At 67.5% G+C, this 12,920-nt stretch carries 10 protein-coding genes; 7 read left to right on the plus strand and 3 right to left on the minus strand.

Annotated elements, in window-relative coordinates; genetic code table 11:
* The first annotated feature begins 26 nt into the window (after positions 1-26).
* The 4 genes from C7I84_RS07115 to C7I84_RS07130 all read left to right on the plus strand — a co-directional run bounded on the left by C7I84_RS07115 (position 27) and on the right by C7I84_RS07130 (position 4,889).
* Positions 27-2,141, plus strand: a complete 2,115-nt coding sequence (locus C7I84_RS07115; protein ID WP_106771456.1) for a bifunctional metallophosphatase/5'-nucleotidase — start codon at positions 27-29, stop codon at positions 2,139-2,141.
* 140 nt (positions 2,142-2,281) lie between these two features.
* Positions 2,282-3,328, plus strand: coding sequence for a ferrochelatase (gene hemH / locus C7I84_RS07120; protein ID WP_106771457.1), 1,047 nt, complete (start codon positions 2,282-2,284; stop codon positions 3,326-3,328).
* Between the two features lie 136 nt (positions 3,329-3,464).
* A complete protein-coding gene (locus tag C7I84_RS07125) occupies positions 3,465-4,418 on the plus strand; it encodes an SPFH domain-containing protein (RefSeq protein WP_106771458.1) in 954 nt (317 codons plus the stop codon).
* 12 nt (positions 4,419-4,430) lie between these two features.
* Positions 4,431-4,889, plus strand: coding sequence for an NfeD family protein (locus tag C7I84_RS07130; protein WP_106771459.1), 459 nt, complete (start codon positions 4,431-4,433; stop codon positions 4,887-4,889).
* Between the two features lie 56 nt (positions 4,890-4,945).
* Here the strand turns inward: C7I84_RS07130 and C7I84_RS07135 are convergent, their stop codons facing one another.
* Positions 4,946-5,944: a KpsF/GutQ family sugar-phosphate isomerase gene (locus C7I84_RS07135; RefSeq protein ID WP_106771460.1), complete on the minus strand. Its 999-nt coding sequence runs from the start codon at positions 5,942-5,944 to the stop codon at positions 4,946-4,948.
* A gap of 148 nt (positions 5,945-6,092) precedes the next feature.
* Here C7I84_RS07135 and C7I84_RS07140 point away from each other — a divergent pair, with 148 nt between their 5' ends.
* On the plus strand, positions 6,093-7,808 hold the full coding sequence (locus C7I84_RS07140) for an outer membrane beta-barrel protein (protein WP_106771461.1): 1,716 nt from the start codon (positions 6,093-6,095) through the stop codon (positions 7,806-7,808).
* 26 nt (positions 7,809-7,834) lie between these two features.
* On the opposite strand, the gene galU is transcribed toward C7I84_RS07140, so the two are convergent.
* Positions 7,835-8,740 carry a UTP--glucose-1-phosphate uridylyltransferase GalU gene (gene galU, locus C7I84_RS07145; protein WP_106771462.1) on the minus strand — a complete coding sequence of 302 codons (906 nt, stop codon included), beginning with the start codon at positions 8,738-8,740 and terminating at the stop codon, positions 7,835-7,837.
* Between the two features lie 212 nt (positions 8,741-8,952).
* Between galU and C7I84_RS07150 the strand changes: the two genes are divergently transcribed.
* Positions 8,953-10,179, plus strand: coding sequence for a lytic murein transglycosylase (locus C7I84_RS07150; protein WP_106771463.1), 1,227 nt, complete (start codon positions 8,953-8,955; stop codon positions 10,177-10,179).
* Between the two features lie 13 nt (positions 10,180-10,192).
* Positions 10,193-11,455, plus strand: a complete 1,263-nt coding sequence (locus C7I84_RS07155) for an SGNH/GDSL hydrolase family protein (RefSeq protein WP_106771464.1) — start codon at positions 10,193-10,195, stop codon at positions 11,453-11,455.
* Positions 11,456-11,464: 9 nt separating this feature from the next.
* On the opposite strand, the gene C7I84_RS07160 is transcribed toward C7I84_RS07155, so the two are convergent.
* Positions 11,465-12,919 (minus strand): glutamate synthase subunit beta, encoded by a 1,455-nt coding sequence (locus tag C7I84_RS07160; RefSeq protein WP_106771465.1) that lies wholly within the window; start codon positions 12,917-12,919, stop codon positions 11,465-11,467.
* Position 12,920: the final 1 nt, after the last annotated feature.

Below are 12,920 nucleotides of genomic sequence, written 5' to 3' on the forward strand. Positions count from 1 at the left end.
GGCATGGCTCACCCGGGGAGAAACAGATGAAGAAGCTTGCCGCCCTTGCCGCCCTGTCGGCATCGACGCTCGGCCTGTCGGCCGGCGCATCCTTTGCCGACTACACACTCACCATCCTGCACATCAACGACTGGCACAGCCGCATCGAATCCAACAACAAATACGAATCGACCTGCTCGGCCGAGGAGGAAGGCAAGGGCGAGTGCATCGGCGGCGCCGCCCGCCTGGTGACGGCGATCGCCGACCAGCGCGCGCAACTGAACGGCCAGAACGTGCTGCTGCTCAACGGCGGCGACAATTTCCAGGGCTCGCTGTTCTACACCACCTACAAGGGCGCGGTCGAAGCCGAGTTCCTGAACCAGATGAAGTTCGACGCCATGACCGTCGGCAACCACGAATTCGACGACGGCGAGGACGCATTGGCGCCTTTCCTCGACGTGATCAAGTTCCCCGTGCTGTCCGCCAACGTGCAGGCGAGCGCCGCCGCCAAGGTGGGCGATCGGATCAAGCCGTCGGTGGTGCTCGACGTCGGCGGGCAGAAGATCGGCATCGTCGGCGCGGTGACCAACGACACCCCCGAGGTGGCCTCCCCCGGCCCGAACATCACCATCGAGGACGACATCAAGACCATCACCGCCGAGGTCGAGAAGCTGAAGGCCGAGGGCGTCAACAAGATCATCGCGCTCACCCATGTCGGCTATCCCCGCGACAAGGAGCTGATCGCCAAGATCCCGGGGGTCGACGTGGTGGTGGGCGGCCACTCGCATTCGCTGCTGTCGAACACCGACGCCAAGGCCGAGGGCCCCTACCCGACGATGATCGACAATCCGGACGGCTACAAGGTGCCGGTGACGCAGGCGGCCTCCTACTCGAAATATCTCGGCAAGTTCCAGGTGGTCTTCGACGACAACGGCGTCGTCAAGGAGGCCAAGGGCGACCCGATCTTCCTCGACAATTCGGTGAAGCCGGACGAGGCGGTGCTGGCCCGCATCGCGGAACTCGGCGCGCCGATCGAGGAGTTGAAGAAGAAGGAGGTTTCGGAGACGACCGGGCCGATCGACGGCAGCCGCGAGAGCTGCCGGGCGCGCGAATGCGAGATGGGCAACCTCGTCGCCGACGCCATACTCGACCGGGTGAAGGACCAGGGCGTGCAGATCGTCTTCCAGAACGGCGGCGGCCTGCGCGCCTCGATCGACGGGGGCGTCGTCACCATGGGCGAGGTGCTCGAGGTGCTGCCCTTCCAGAACACGGTCGCGACCTTCCAGCTTTCCGGCAAGGACGTCGTCGCCTCGCTCGAGGCGGGCCTGAGCGAGATCGAGGAAGGCAAGGGCAAGTTCCCGCAGGTGGCCGGGCTGAAATATTCCTTCGACAAGTCGGTGGCGCCGAATGGCGGCCGCGTGAAGTCGGTCGAGGTGATGGAGAACGGCGCCTGGGCGCCGATCGATGAAGCGAAGGAATACCTGGTCGCCACCAACAACTATGTCCGCCAGGGCGGCGACGGCTACAAGCTGTTCGCCGACAACGGCAAGAATGCCTACGACTACGGCCCGAGCCTCGAACTCGTCGTCGCCGACTATCTCGGCGCCAACCGGCCCTACACGCCGAAGCTCGACGGCCGCATCACCGAGCTGGCGCAGGCCGCCGAACCGGCCGCGCCGGCCGAAACGGCCCAGGCTCAGCAGCCCGCTCCTGCCGAAACCGCACCCGCCGCCACGGCTCCGGCCGGCGAGGTGAAGATGCCGGAACTCCCGGCCGGCTCCGGCGACATCGCCGCGCAGGCGCCCAAGGTCGACACGCCGGCGCAGCCGGGACCGGCCGCGGAGGGCACGGTGCCCGCGCAGACGACCCAACCGGCGGCGACCGAGACCGCTCCGGCGGGAACGGCAGCACCGGCCGAGTCCGCCACGCAGGCCCCGGCCGCGCCGGCGACGACTGAGCCCGCGCCGGCAGGCACCGCGGCGCAGGCACCCGCCGCGCCGGCGGAGGCCTCGCATGTCGTGGCGGCCGGCGACAACTACTGGGACATCGCCGAAAAGGTCTATGGCGACGGCTTCCAGTGGAAGCGGATCGGCGATGCCAATCCCTACAAGCCGCGCGCCCTGCCGATCGGCGCGACGCTGACCATCCCGCCGGCCAACTGAGGCGGCGCGACGGCTCGAAATGGCGGCCGGTCCGATCCGATCGGCCACCATGGGCGATCGGCCGCGCGCATGCGGCCAGACGCTGCATTGAATCCCGCTGGTTTCCGGCTAGGTAACGGCTGTCGCGGAGACCAGCCGAAATGAACGAACCGAAGCCCATCGACCGGAGCGTCACGCCTGAGGCAGGGCCGACGGCGCCGCGCTCGAAGATCGGCGTGCTGCTGGTCAATCTCGGCACGCCGGATGGCACCGACTTCGGCTCGATGTGGCGCTATCTCAGGGAGTTCCTGTCCGATCCGCGTGTCATCGAACTGCCGCGCATCATCTGGTATCCGATCCTCTACGGGCTCGTGCTCACGACGCGGCCAAGCAGGTCCGGCGCGAATTACGCAAAGATCTGGAACCGCGAGAAGAACGAATCGCCGCTGCGCACCATCACCCGCGCCCAGGGCGAGAAGCTGGCGGACGTCCTTGCCGGCGAGCCGGAGGTCGTCGTCGACTGGGCGATGCGCTACGGCAGCCCGTCGATCAGGAGCGTGGCCGAGCGGCTCGCCGCCCAGGGCTGCGAGCGCATCCTCGCCTTGCCGCTCTATCCGCAATATTCGGCGACGACGACGGCGACGGCCAACGACAAGCTGTTCGCCGCGCTGGCGACCATGCGGCATGCGCCGGCGGTTCGCACCGTACCCCCCTACTATGCCGAGCCGGTCTATATCGAGGCGCTGGCCCGCTCGATCGAGTCGCATCTGGCCACGCTGGATTTCCAGCCGGAGGTGGTGCTCGCCTCCTATCACGGCATCCCGAAACCCTATTCCGACAAGGGCGATCCCTACCGGCAGCATTGCGAAGAGACCACCCGGCTGCTCCGCCGGCGCCTCGGCTGGAGCGCGGAGAGACTGGTGACCACCTTCCAGTCGCGTTTCGGCGCGCAGGAATGGCTGCAGCCCTACACCGACAAGACCGTGGAGAAGCTGGCGCGCGACGGCGTCAGGTCGATCGCCGTGGTCAATCCCGGCTTCTCCGCCGACTGCATCGAGACGCTGGAGGAGATCGCGGTGGAGGCGCGAGAGATATTCCGCCATGCCGGCGGCCGGAATTTCGCCCACATCCCCTGCCTCAACGACAGTCCGGACGGGATGCGGGTGATCGAGGCGCTGGTGCGCCGCGAGCTGTCCGGCTGGATTTGATCGCAATCGTCCGCGCACAAACCTTCATCGGCGCGTCGGCATGCGCGTGATTGTATAGTCCGCGAAACGAATCTAAGTGATTCGCAGGAATTCTGCGGACCACCGCAGGTCTGTCACGCAGCGCGAGGGGGAATGCATGACGTTCACCGGCTTCGACATCGTCATCCCGGCCCTGGTCATCCTGGTCTTGCTTGTCTTGTTCATGGGCATCAAGACGGTGAGCCAAGGCTACAACTACACCGTCGAGCGCTTCGGCCGCTATACCAGGACGCTGACGCCCGGCCTCAACCTGATCATCCCTTTCATCGACCGCATCGGCGCCAGGTTGAACGTCATGGAGCAGGTGCTCGACGTGCCGACCCAGGAGGTCATCACCCGCGACAACGCCACGGTGGCGGTGGACGCCGTCGCCTTCTACCAGGTGCTCAACGCCGCGCAGGCCGCCTATCAGGTCTCCAATCTGCAGAATGCCATCCTGAACCTGACCATGACGAACATCCGCTCGGTCATGGGCTCGATGGACCTCGACGAGCTGCTGTCGAACCGCGACCAGATCAACGAGCGGCTGCTGCGCATCGTCGACGAGGCGGCGCACGTTTGGGGCATCAAGGTCACGCGCGTCGAGATCAAGGACATCAACCCGCCGGCCAACCTGGTCGATTCCATGGCCCGGCAGATGATGGCCGAGCGCAACAAGCGCGCCCAGATCCTCGAGGCCGAGGGCCTGAAGCAGGCACAGGTGCTGGAGGCCGAGGGCCGCAAGGAAGCCGCCTTCCGCGACGCCGAGGCGCGCGAGCGCGCGGCCGAGGCCGAGGCCCGCGCCACCCAGGTCGTGTCGGAGGCGATCGCCAAGGGCGACGTCCAGGCGATCAACTATTTCGTCGCGCAGAAATACACGGACGCATTGGCCAAGATCGCGTCGGCCGGCAACAGCAAGATCGTGCTGATGCCGCTCGAGGCCTCCTCGCTGATCGGCACGCTGGGTGGCATCGGCGCGATCACGCGCGATGTTTTCGGCGCCGACGGGCCGACTGCCGCGCCGCGTTCGCCGGCGCGGCCGCCGGTGACCAGGACGCCGGAGCAGAGCTGACGGAGTTTTCCGATGATCGAGTGGCTCGTCACCGAGCTCGGCCCCTGGAACTGGATGGTGCTCGGCCTGCTGCTGCTGGCGATCGAGATCGTCACGCCCGGCTTCTACCTGCTGTGGATCGGCCTCGCCGCGCTTGTCGTCGGCGCGATCTCGCTGGTGCTGGGCGACGCCGCCTTCTGGCACTGGCAGGTGCAGGTGCTGGTCTTTCTGGCGCTGTCGCTCGCCGCCGCCTATGCCGGGCGCCGCATCATGGCCGGCCGCGAGGCCGAGAGCGACCAGCCGCTGCTCAACCGCCGCGGCGAGCAGCTGGTCGGCCGCACCGCGACGCTGACCGAGCCGATCCGCGAGGGCTACGGCCGCATCCAGCTCGGCGACACGCTGTGGCGCGTGAGGGGTCCCGACCTGCCGGCCGGAGCGCGGGTTAAGGTGGTATCCGTCGACGACCTGGAGTTGGTGGTGGTCGCGGTGTGATCGCCGTTACCCGGCTGCCGCCCGCGACTGTCGCCGAGTGAAGCCTCGCCGTCCGCTCAGGCGGCGCCGATCTTCAAGAGGTCGTGCAGGTGGACGAAGCCGACCACCTTGTCGTCCTCGATCACGACCAGCGCCGTGATCGACGCCGTCTGGATGAGCTGCAGCGCGGCGGCGGCGAGCATGTCGGGCCCCACCGTCTTCGGATTGCGCGTCATCACTTGGTCGACGGTCTTCGACGGCAGGTCCTCGCCGATGCGGCGCCGCAGGTCGCCGTCGGTGATGATGCCCGCAAGGCCTCCCGCCGGGTCGACGATGACCGCGCAGCCGAAGCGCTTGCTGGACATGGCGACGATCGCGTCCATCATGCTGGTGCCGGACGCGACCATGGGAATTTCGGTTCCCTGGTGCATAACGTCGCGGATCTTCGTCAGGCTGGCGCCGAGCTGCCCGCCGGGATGGAAGGTACGGAAATGATCCGGCGTGAAGCCGCGCATCTCCAGCAGCGCGATCGCGAGCGCGTCGCCAATCACCAGTTGCTGTAGCGTCGAGGTCGTCGGCGCCAGCCCGTGCGGGCAGGCTTCCGGCATCCTGGGCAGCAGGATCACCGCGTCGGAGGCGCGCGCCAGCGCCGAATTGGCACCCGACGTCACCGAAATCAGCGGGATGGAGAAGCGGCGGGAGTAGGCGATGATCCCCTTGAGCTCGGCCGTCTCGCCCGACCAGGACATGGCGATGATCGCGTCGTCGCGCGCGATCATGCCGAGATCGCCGTGATTGGCCTCCGCCGGATGGACGAAGAAGGCCGGCGTTCCGGTCGAGGCGAGCGTCGCCGCGATCTTCGAGCCGATATGGCCGCTCTTGCCGACGCCGGTGACGATCACCCGGCCGTTGATGCCGGAAATGATGTCGACCGCTTCGGCGAAGGGCTGCGACAGGCCATTCTGCAGGGCTTCCGCCAGCGCGTTCACGCCGGCCTGCTCCATCGCGACGGTCCTGAGCGCCGAGGCGATGGCGGATGAATGGTCCGACTGCTTCTTAAGTGTCCCCAAAGGCATGGTTGATGCGCTTAGCGCTTTGAGGCGCCGCTGTCCATCGGGAAGACGCATCGACGTCAATCCGGCGCACCCTCAACCCAACGTTAACCATCCCGATTTACGGTTCGGTAAGCATGGCGCGCTGGCGCTGCCGAAGCATTGGGTATTCATGCCGCGGGTTCGCACACAGATACCGTCCAGCCTGCGCGCCGCGACATTCGGCCTGCTGCTCGCCTCCGCCTGCGGCCTGGCGATGGCGCTGCCGGCGGCCGGCCAGGAGGCTGGCGGGCTGCGCGGCGCCATGCGGTCGGAGGGCAACGCGGGTGCCCAGCAGCCGGGGCGGCAGCCTGGACAGCCGCCGAACCCCGGCCAGGATGCCCAACAAGCTCCGGTCTACGTGCCGGCCAGCGAGGGCGCCGTTCCGGACGATCCCGCCGTGGTGAATGCCGACGGCACCACCAGCCTGTTCGGCCAGCCGCAGGAGCAGCGCGGCGCCTTCACCGAGGATCTGCCTATCCCCAGGGCCAGGCCGCCTTCCACAGCACGCGACCGCAAGGCGGCGGCGTCGCGGACAAGCGAACCGGCGGAGCGCGCGACGGCACAGGAGCCGATCGGCCGGGATGGGCAGGACGACACGACCACGGGCACCATCCGCACCGAGGCGATCGGACCGGCCGAGCGGATCAGCGTGCCGGAGGGTGCCGGCCGCCTCGAGGCAATCGAGGACCTCGATCCGCTGAAGCCGGACGACAACCCGTTCGCTCCATTGGGCATCAGAGTCGGCACCTTCGTACTGCGGCCTTCCATCGAGCAAGGCATAACCACGACCTCCAACGCCGACTACAGCGTCGACGGGCAGGAGGCGGTCCTTTCCGAAACGACGCTGCGCCTCAACGCCATCTCGGACTGGACGCGCCATTTCGCCACGCTCGACGCCTATGCGACGTTCCGCGAAACGCTGTCCGGCTACGAGATCAGCGAGACGCGGGCCGGCGGCGTCGCCGCGCTCGACCTCGACATCAATGAGGAGCTGCGCGGCCGGGCCACGCTGACCTACGAGCGCGCGCCGGAGACAGCTGCCTCGCCCGTCGTCATCGAAGGCACGGTCGAGGACCCCGTCCGGCAGACCTTCGGCGGCAGCCTCGGCCTGGAGAAGGACGTCGGCAAGGCACGCTTCGGCATCACCGGCCGCGTCGAGCGCGACGTATATGGCGAGGCCGACCTGTCTGACGGCACCACCCTGTCGCAGGACGACCGCAACGCCACCCTGGCGACGCTGACGCTGCGCGGCGGCTACGAGATATCGCCGGCGCTGACGCCGTTCGTCGAAGTGGAGGGCGGCCACCGGTTCTACGACGAGGACGTCGACAGCAGCGGCTTCCGCCGCTCCTCCGACCGGTTCGGGGCGCGCGGCGGCGTCGAGGTGAACCACAGCGAGAAGCTGAACGGCGAGCTGTCCGCCGGCTGGATCCGGGAAAAATTCGAGGACGACCGCCTGACGCCGATCGAGGGTCCGACCCTCAACGCCCTGCTGACCTGGGAGCCGGAGCGCGCCACCCGGGTCGACCTGTCGGCCTCCACCACGGTGGAAGGCACGACGACCGCCGGCGAGAGCGGATCACTGCTGCACTCCGGCAAGATCATCGTCGAGCGGCAGGTCCGCTCCAACCTGACGGCGAGCGCCGAGGTCGGCGCCAGCTACCGCGACTATTCGGGCAGCGACGACCACGACATCCTGTTCAATGCCCAGCTCGGCGCCACCTGGTGGCTGAACCGCTATGCCGGCCTGACCGGGCGGCTGCGCCACGAAAGCCAGACCAGCACGATCGAGGGCCGCGGCTACGAGGCCAACAGCGTCTTCCTCGGCGTCAAGCTGCAACGCTGATTCCGGGACCTCGCGGTCCGGCCGGTCTACTCCGCGGCCTGCTTACGGCCGGACGGATCGAGGTCGGCGATCAGCCGGTCGAGCATGGCGAGCACGCCGGCCCGCATGTCCGGGCGGGCGAGCGCGAAGGCGATGTTGGCCTCGACGAAACCCTCCGGCGAGCCGCAGTCATAGGTGCCGCCGCGATAATGGTAGCCGAAGAAGGGCTGACGCTTCTCCAGCTTCAGCATGGCGTCGGTGAGCTGGATCTCGTTGCCGGCGCCCCGCTCCTGATTCTCCAGCACCCCGAATATCTCGGGCTGGAGGATGTAGCGGCCGTTGATGAACAGGTTGGACGGCGCCGTGCCCGCTTTCGGCTTCTCCACCATGCCGGTGATCTCGAAACCCGTATGGACATCGTTGCCCTTGCCGACGATGCCGTATTTGTGGGCCTCGGCCGGGTCGCATTCCTGGACCGCGACGATGTTGTTGCCGGTGCTCCCGTAGAGCTCCACCATGCCCTTCAGGCAGCTCTTCTCCGACTGCATGATCATGTCGGGCAGAAGCAGCGCGAAGGGCTCGTCGCCGACAAGGTCACGCGCGCACCAGACCGCGTGCCCGAGCCCGAGCGGAACCTGCTGGCGCGTGAAGCTGGTCTGGCCGGGCCCCGGCTGCAGGCGCTTCAGATAGTCGAGCTGCTCGGTCTTCCCGCGCTGCGACAGCGTGTCGTAGAGTTCGAACTGGAGATCGAAATGGTCCTCGATCACGGCCTTGTTACGGCCCGTGACGAAAATGAAATGCTCGATGCCCGCCTCGCGAGCCTCGTCCACGACATACTGGATTACTGGCCTGTCGACGACGGTGAGCATCTCCTTGGGAATCGATTTGGTCGCGGGAAGAAATCGGGTGCCGAGGCCGGCCACCGGGAAAACAGCTTTTCTGACTCGCTTCATGCCGCAATTTGATCCGTTTCTAGGGACGCCCCCGTAGGGAGCGACGAGACATCTTGATGCCGGAATTTAAGATTAGTTCATGGCGAAAGACAACATGGGGTGTCGCTTAGAACTTCCGTCGGAAATTTTCGTTCCGGCCGGCCTATGGTAAACTGATCGCTAACCGCCTCCTGTGATGAATGGGTATCCCTGAGTTCGTATTGGAGGAACACATGCTCGTTCGCACGACCGCAAGACGCGTTGCAAGCGTGGTGGCCGCCGCCGGCTTGTCGCTCGCCCTTCTCGCCGCCGCGAGCCCGGCTTTCGCCGATGCCGGCTTTCAGCGCTGGGTCGCGGGCTTCCGCGCCACGGCGGCCGAAAGCGGCGTCTCCAGGGCGACCTATGACCGGGCTTTCCGCGGCGTCACCGCTCCCGATCCGGAGGTGATCGAGAAAGCACGCTACCAGCCGGAATTCACCGCACCCGTCTGGGACTATTTCGACAACCGCGTGCATGAGCACTCGGTCCAGGTCGGCCGCGCCATGGCGAAGAAGTGGAAGCCATGGCTCGACAGGATCGAGGCCCGCTACGGCGTCGACCGCCACATCCTGCTGGCCATCTGGTCGATGGAGTCCAACTACGGCGAGATCCTGAAGAACGACAAGGTGATGCGCAACGTCGTCCGCTCGCTGTCGACGCTCGCCTATGCCGACAAGCGGCGGGCGAAGTTCGCACGCACGCAGCTCATCGCCGCCCTGAAAATCCTGCAATCGGGCGACATCGACGAGAGCCACCTGACCGGCTCCTGGGCCGGCGCGATGGGCCACACGCAGTTCATACCGACCTCCTACCAGGCCTATGCCGTCGACATGGACGGCGACGGCCATCGCGACATCTGGAACTCGGTTCCCGACGCGCTCGCCACCGCTGCCAACCTTCTGAGGAAGAACGGCTGGCAGACCGGCAGGACCTGGGGCTACGAGGTGGCGCTGCCGGCCGGCCGGAAATTCCCGAGCGGCTCGGTGACCCTGTCGAAATGGCAAAGCCTCGGCGTCACGCGCGCCAGCGGCAAGCCTTTCCGCAACGGCGGCGACAAGGCCGAGCTGAAGGTGCCGGACGGCAGGAGCGGCCCGGCCTTCCTGATGACGCGCAACTTCTTCGTCCTCAAGCGCTACAACAACGCCGACAAATACGCGATCGCCGTCGGCCTGCTGGCCGACCAGATCGCCGGTTACGGGCAGCTTGCGCAGGACTGGAACCGGCCCTTCACCAAGCTCTCCTTCAGCGAGAAGCAGGAGCTGCAGCAGCGGCTCAGCGCGCACGGCTATTACGACGGCAAGCCGGACGGCAAGATCGGCGAGGGATCGCGCAGCGCCATCAAGGCGTTCCAGGTCCAGGCCGGGCTCGAGGCCGACGGCCATCCCAGCATGGAAGTGCTGCGGGTGCTGCGCCAGAGGTAGATCGGAGAACGGATTGCGGGAGATACCGCGAAGACGGTTCGTCTGGATAGGCTTCGCCATCGCCGCCGCGGTGGCGGGGCTGCTGGCCGTCGGCTTCGTCGCGGCGTCGGCACCGGTGGCGCTCGCCCAGGAAGCGCGCCCCTGGTCGCTCCGTAACCTGTTCTTTCCCCGCCGCGCCCAGCGCATGGAGCCGCGCCAGTGGCGCGAGCCGGGGGAGCGGCTGCGCAAACCGTCGACGCCGCGCACCAAGCCGCCGCAACGCAAGACGGCGATCAAGCGGGTCGTCGAGCCCGAGATCGTCATCGATCCCAAGGCGCCGGACGCCAAGGTCGTCCTCGTGATAGGCGACTTCATCGGAGGCGGGCTGGCCGAAGGGCTCGACATGCTGTTCGCGGAGAACCCGCGGGTTCGCGTCGTCGACCGCACCAACGGCGCATCCGGCTTCGTCCGCGAAGATCATTTCGACTGGCCGGGCAACGTGGCCGGCATCGTGGCAACCGAGAAGCCGGCCGTCGTGGTTGCGCTGGTCGGCGCCAACGACCGCCAGCAGATGCGGATCGGCGACAGGCGCGAGACGCTACGGTCGGAGGCCTGGACGCGCGAATACTCGGCGCGCGCCGCAAGCTTCGCCAGTGCCATCTGGGCGACGGACGTGCCGTTCGTCTGGGTCGGCACAACACCCTTCAAATCGCCCAAGGCAACATCCGACATGCTTGCGCTCAACGACATCTACCGCAAGGTCGCGGCGGATGTCGGCGCCGAGTTCATCGACGTCTGGGAAGGCTTCGTCGACGAAAAGGGCAGCTTCATCACCAGCGGCGCCGACATCAGCGGCCAGCCGGTGCGGCTGCGCTCGGGCGACGGCATCAACTTCACGGCGGCGGGCAAGCGCAAGCTCGCCTTCTATGCCGAAAAGCCGCTCAAGCGGCTTCTCGGCGAGGCGGGAGCGGGTGCGCCGACAGGACCCGGCGTGGAGGGAGTGCCCCCCGGCGGGACCGGACCGATGGTCCCGACCGACCGAACCGTGCCGATGGCGCTCAACGATCCGGAGCTCGACGGCGGCACCGAGCTGCTCGGCGCCACCGCTTCGTCCCGACCGAAAACGCCGGCGCGCCCGGCGGCCGCGGCGGACGACGCGACGGTAGCGGGACGGGCGGACGATTTCTCGTGGCCGCGCGGACAGGCGGCGGCCGTGCCTCAGCCGGCGCGGGACGGCACCGCCACCGCGTCGACGCAGGCCGACCGACGGGGGGTGATGCCCGTCACCGCGGAATAAGGCGCCGGGTCAAAGCGGCAGGACGCTCGCGCCCATCAGCGCCTCGTCGATCGAGCGCGCGGCCTGCCGGCCTTCGCGGATCGCCCACACGACCAGCGACTGGCCGCGTCGAACATCGCCCGCGGCGTAGAGGCGGTCGACGCTGGTGCGGTAGTCCCGGTCGTTGGCGGCGACATTGGTCGAGCGCCGCATGTCCTTGATGAGTTGCAGCCGCCCGTCCAGTTCCTTGAGCACGCTGTCGGCAAAGGGACCGGCGAAGCCGATGGCGATGAAGGCGAGATCGGCGCGGATGACGAATTCCGTGCCGGCGATAGGCTGCCGCTTCTCGTCGACCTCGCAGCATTTTACGCCGGTCAGCGCCCCGTCCTCGCCGATAAACTCCAGCGTGGCCACCTGGAACTCCCGCTCCGCGCCCTCGGCCTGGGAAGACGAGGTGCGCATCTTGGTCGCCCAGTAGGGCCAGACCGTCAGCTTGTTCTCCTTCTCCGGCGGCTGCGGGCGGATGTCGAGCTGGGTGACCCGCACCGCGCCCTGCCGGAACGCCGTGCCGACGCAGTCGGACGCCGTGTCGCCGCCGCCCACGACAACCACATGCTTGCCGCCGGCGAGGATCGGCTCGGCCGGCCATGCGACCGACTGGATGTCCTCGTGGCCGACGCGCTTGTTCTGCTGCACCAGATAAGGCATCGCATCATGCACGCCGTCGAGATCGGCACCTGGAATGCCTGCCGGGCGCGGCGTCTCGGAGCCGCCGCAATAGAGCACGGCGTCGTGGCCGGCGAGCAGGTCGTCGATGGTCTTGTCGACGCCGACATTGACGCCGCAATGGAAGGTGACGCCCTCGCCGCGCATCTGCTCGACGCGGCGGTCGATGAAATGCTTCTCCATCTTGAAGTCGGGGATGCCGAAGCGCATCAGCCCGCCCGGCTTCGACTCGCGCTCGTAGACATGGACGTCATGGCCGACACGCGCCAGCTGCTGGGCGGCCGCCATGCCGGCCGGGCCGGAGCCGACGACGGCGACGCGCTTGCCCGTCTTGCTCTCAGGCGGCTGCGGCCGGACCATGCCGAGCTCGTAGGCCTTGTCGGCCAATGCCTGCTCGATCGTCTTGATGGCGACCGGGATGTCCTCCAGGTTGAGGGTGCAGGCTTCCTCGCACGGCGCGGGGCAGATGCGGCCGGTGAACTCCGGGAAATTGTTGGTCGAGTGCAGGTTGCGGATCGCGTTCTCCCAGTCGCCGGCGTAGACGAGGTCGTTCCAGTCCGGGATCTGGTTGTGAATCGGGCAGCCGGTCGGGCCGTGGCAGAACGGCACGCCGCAATCCATGCAGCGCGCGGCCTGTTTCTCGACCTCCTTGTCCGACATCGGCAGCGTGAACTCGCGGAAGTGCCGGATGCGGTCGGAGGCCGGCTGGTACTTGTGCACCTGCCGGTCGATCTCGAGAAAACCAGTTACCTTGCCCATT

Origin of the sequence: Kumtagia ephedrae, from assembly GCF_003012745.1 — a bacterium.
Classification (GTDB): Bacteria; Pseudomonadota; Alphaproteobacteria; order Rhizobiales; family Rhizobiaceae; genus Kumtagia; species Kumtagia ephedrae.

What these genes read in the sequence shown, in the direction of transcription:
- C7I84_RS07160 (WP_106771465.1), bottom strand. Translation starts at nt 12,919, where the DNA reads ATGGGCAAGGTAACTGGTTTTCTCGAGATCGACCGGCAGGTGCACAAG.
- C7I84_RS07130 (WP_106771459.1), top strand. Translation starts at nt 4,431, where the DNA reads ATGATCGAGTGGCTCGTCACCGAGCTCGGCCCCTGGAACTGGATGGTG.
- C7I84_RS07125 (WP_106771458.1), top strand. Translation starts at nt 3,465, where the DNA reads ATGACGTTCACCGGCTTCGACATCGTCATCCCGGCCCTGGTCATCCTG.
- C7I84_RS07135 (WP_106771460.1), bottom strand. Translation starts at nt 5,944, where the DNA reads ATGCCTTTGGGGACACTTAAGAAGCAGTCGGACCATTCATCCGCCATC.
- C7I84_RS07115 (WP_106771456.1), top strand. Translation starts at nt 27, where the DNA reads ATGAAGAAGCTTGCCGCCCTTGCCGCCCTGTCGGCATCGACGCTCGGC.
- hemH (WP_106771457.1), top strand. Translation starts at nt 2,282, where the DNA reads ATGAACGAACCGAAGCCCATCGACCGGAGCGTCACGCCTGAGGCAGGG.
- C7I84_RS07150 (WP_106771463.1), top strand. Translation starts at nt 8,953, where the DNA reads ATGCTCGTTCGCACGACCGCAAGACGCGTTGCAAGCGTGGTGGCCGCC.
- galU (WP_106771462.1), bottom strand. Translation starts at nt 8,740, where the DNA reads ATGAAGCGAGTCAGAAAAGCTGTTTTCCCGGTGGCCGGCCTCGGCACC.
- C7I84_RS07140 (WP_106771461.1), top strand. Translation starts at nt 6,093, where the DNA reads ATGCCGCGGGTTCGCACACAGATACCGTCCAGCCTGCGCGCCGCGACA.